The organism is Streptomyces sp. PA03-1a, from assembly GCF_033792805.1.
Taxonomy (GTDB): Bacteria; Actinomycetota; Actinomycetes; order Streptomycetales; family Streptomycetaceae; genus Actinacidiphila.
In genome coordinates this window covers 1-2,761 of sequence record NZ_JARAVO010000439.1, presented here as the reverse complement: position 1 = coordinate 2,761, position 2,761 = coordinate 1, and the positions used below count along the sequence as shown (strand labels likewise).

The window sequence follows — 2,761 nt, the reverse complement described above, 5'->3', positions numbered from 1 at the left end:
GGGTACGGCCCGGGGGGCTGATCCAGGGGCCCACGCGGAAGCGGTAGTAGTACACCCGGTCCGGCTGGAGGCCCTGGACGTCGACGTGCACGGTGTGGCCGAACTCCGGGTGCGCCAGGGCGGTACCGCGGCGGACGACCCGCGCGAACCGGTCGTCCCGCGCGATCTCCCACCGGACGGGCACGCGGGCCTCGGGCAGTCCGTCGCCCGGCGCCGGCTCGTACGGGCGCGGCGCGAGCCGGGTCCACAGCACCACGCCCGAAGGCGTGGGGTCGCCCGACGCGACACCCAGCGTGAACGGGTCCCCGGCCAGCGCCCCGGGCGGCGCCTCGGCCCCCTGCGCGGCACCGGCGACGGGCAGGTTCGTGCTGAACGCGAGGGCCGCGGCGGCCCCCGTGACGGTCAGGAAGCGGCGGCGGTCGAGCAGCGCCGCCGCGGCGCGCAGCGTGCGGTCATGGCGGCTGCGGGCCTGCGGGTGCGTCACGTGTCCCTCCCTGGCGGTGGGTTGCGTGGCCCCGGTCGCGCACACGGACTCCCGGAACCCCCCGTTCGGCCCACGGTGCCCCTGTCCGTTGTTGACGCCGCGTCAGCTCCGCGACCCGGAACGGCCACCCTAACCGGGACATCTCGCCCCCGCGACGCGAAGCCCCCCGTCCGGGAAGCTCCCGGACGGCAGAGGGTGTGCAGCCGGGGGCGCCCCGCCCCCGCCCCGGCAGCCCATCAAGATCACCCCGACCGGGGACACGGCACGCACGGGTCGCATCCCCGCCAACGGGGTGACGGCCCGTCAAGGCCTGTGGCTGTCACTAACCGGGCGCACGCGCGCCGATACGGCCCCCTGCCGCACCCGGACCCGAGCCGCCCGCCACCACCGCCCCGCCTCGCGCGGCAACACCACCCACCGGCCCGCACGCCACGAAGCGTCTGCGCTCGGCTTGACCGGCCGTCATCAGGGCATCCACCAGGACACCACGTGGGCGCACACCCGCCGATACGGCCCCCTGTCACACCCGGGCCCGGGCCCTCGCACCGCCGCCACCGCCCCGCCTCGCGCCGGCAACACCACCCACCGGCCCGCACGCCGCGGGGCGCTCGCGCCCGCGCGGGCCTGCCGCTACGCGGCCCCGTGGGCCGGGGCGATGGCCTCGATGCGTTGGGCCAGACCGAAGTCCCGCTCCGTGAGCCGGCCGCCCGCCGCGTGCGTGGTGACGGAGACGGCGACCGACTGGTAACCCAGCGTCAGGTCGCTGTGGTGGTTCAGCTCGTCCTGGATCTGGGCGATGTGCATCACGAAGACCGCCGCCGGGATGTGCGGCAGCCGGTACGTGCGCAGCAGGCTCGCGCCGTCCTCGGAGAGGGACCAGCCGGGCAGCTCGGCGAGGCGGTCCTCGATCTCCTTGTGCGACAGGGGGTCGGCGTAGGGTGACATGGTTTCATCGTGGCACCGCATACCCTGCGGAGCCATGACTGAGATCGCGGGAAATGGAACGGGCACCGCGCACCGGGTCGCGGTGGTCACCGGGGCCGGGTCGGGCATCGGGCGGGCGGTGGCACGCGAACTGGCGTCCTCGGGCTGGGCCGTGGCCCTGGCCGGCCGGCGGGAGGAGGCGCTGCGCGGGACCGCCGACGGGCTGCCGGACGCGGCGGTGGCGGTCATCCCGACGGACGTCACCCGCCCGGAGGCGGTGGACGCGCTGTTCGCCGCCGTGGGCGCCCGCTTCGGCCGGGTCGACCTGCTGTTCAACAACGCGGGGATGGGGGCGCCCGCCGTGCCGGTGGACGAGCTGACGTTCGAGCAGTGGCGTGCCGTCGTCGACGTCAACCTCACCGGCGCGTTCCTGTGCGCGCAGGCCGCCTTCCGGACGATGCGCGCGCAGCGGCCGCAGGGCGGCCGGATCATCAACAACGGGTCGATCTCCGCGCACGCGCCGCGGCCGCTGAGCGTGGCGTACACGGCGACCAAGCACGCCGTCACCGGGCTGACGAAGTCCCTGTCACTGGACGGCCGTCCGTACCGGATCGCCTGCGGGCAGATCGACATCGGCAACGCGGCCACGGAGATGACGGAGCGGATGGCGGCCGGCACCCTGCAGGCGGACGGGCGGCTGATGACCGAGCCCCGGATGGACGTCGCCGACGTGGCCCGCACCGTCGCGCACATGGCCGCGCTGCCGCTGGAGTCGAACGTGCAGTTCGCGACGGTGATGGCGACGACGATGCCGTACATCGGCCGCGGCTGACGCCGCAGCGGGGGCCACAGCCACCCGCGGCCGAATTCGACCACTTCACCCACGGAAATGGTCAAGTCCGAAATACGTCCCATAGGACTGCTTGCGTCGCGTTACGTTGCGGCATGCTCTCCAAGCACCACCGCGACGTATGGTCAGAAACGCCCGCAGACGATGTCGGGTCCGAGGCCGGGCCCCCCGAGCCGGAGACCGAGCTGATAGCGCTGCCCGGCCCCGTGTTCGTCGATTCCAGCGGGAGACGGGCCCGTGCAGTACGCAGGGCCGGCTGGCTGGTCGGCGCGGCATGCTCCGTCTACACGGCGGCGCTGGCACTCAGCCTCTCCGGCGCGACGCCGATCGCGCCGAAGACGCTGCTGCCGCTGCCGGGGGTGCCGAGCACAGCGCCGGACGACGCGGGCTCCTCGGGGACGGGGGAACTCGACGTACCGGCCGACCAGGCCGCAGCACCCCCGGTGACGGCGGGCTTCCTCCGGGCGGGGGCGGCGGCCGCGCCGTCCCCGTCCGGGACGGCG

The 2,761-nt window shown here is 75.0% G+C and carries 4 protein-coding genes; 2 read left to right on the top strand and 2 right to left on the bottom strand.

Features of this window, described 5'->3' with window-relative positions:
- Positions 1 to 484: alkaline phosphatase D family protein (locus tag PV341_RS44605; RefSeq protein ID WP_500360970.1), on the bottom strand; the 484-nt coding region annotated here is incomplete at its 3' end.
- A gap of 630 nt (positions 485 to 1,114) precedes the next feature.
- Entirely contained in the window at positions 1,115 to 1,429 is a 315-nt protein-coding gene (locus PV341_RS44600; protein WP_500322217.1) for a 4a-hydroxytetrahydrobiopterin dehydratase, read from the bottom strand.
- 34 nt (positions 1,430 to 1,463) lie between these two features.
- Here PV341_RS44600 and PV341_RS44595 point away from each other — a divergent pair, with 34 nt between their 5' ends.
- Together PV341_RS44595 and PV341_RS44590 are read left to right on the top strand one after the other, a co-directional pair.
- Positions 1,464 to 2,240: an SDR family oxidoreductase gene (locus PV341_RS44595; protein WP_500360968.1), complete on the top strand. Its 777-nt coding sequence runs from the start codon at positions 1,464 to 1,466 to the stop codon at positions 2,238 to 2,240.
- A 113-nt stretch (positions 2,241 to 2,353) separates the two neighbouring features.
- On the top strand, positions 2,354 to 2,761 hold a 408-nt coding region (locus PV341_RS44590), incomplete at its 3' end, for a hypothetical protein (RefSeq protein WP_500360966.1).

Excerpts from the sequence above, each read along its gene's own strand:
- PV341_RS44600 (WP_500322217.1), bottom strand. The coding sequence starts at position 1,429 with ATGTCACCCTACGCCGACCCCCTGTCGCACAAGGAGATCGAGGACCGC.
- PV341_RS44595 (WP_500360968.1), top strand. The coding sequence starts at position 1,464 with ATGACTGAGATCGCGGGAAATGGAACGGGCACCGCGCACCGGGTCGCG.